Here is a 374-nt window from a genome sequence, read left to right on the forward strand (position 1 = left end):
TGGAGGGCGATCATGGTGCCGCCGGTGGGGAGGTTCTGCATGAGGCGGGCCCGGGCGGCGACGAGGCGTGCGGCGTCGGGGAGGGTGAGGACGCCTGCGATGTGGGCGGCGGCGAGTTCGCCGATGGAGTGGCCGGCGAGGTAGTCGGGGGTGATGCCCCAGGACTCGATGAGCCGGTGCAGGGCGACTTCGGTGGCGAAGAGGGCGGGCTGGGTGTAGCCGGTGTGGTCGAGTTCGTCGCCGGTGGTGATGACCTCGCGCAGCGGCCGGTCCAGCAGCGGGTCGAGTTCCGCGCACACCGCGTCGAAGGCTTCGGCGTAGGCGGGGTAGGCGTCGTAGAGCTCCATGCCCATGCCGGTGCGCTGCGCGCCCTG

Annotated in this window: 1 protein-coding gene; it reads right to left on the minus strand. The window is 72.2% G+C overall.

Translation table 11 applies throughout. The features are described from left to right. Nucleotides 1-374: acyltransferase domain-containing protein (locus H0H10_RS03410; protein WP_188179287.1), on the minus strand; the 374-nt coding region annotated here is incomplete at both ends.

Source organism: Streptomyces griseicoloratus, from assembly GCF_014534645.1.
Classification (GTDB): Bacteria; Actinomycetota; Actinomycetes; order Streptomycetales; family Streptomycetaceae; genus Streptomyces; species Streptomyces griseicoloratus.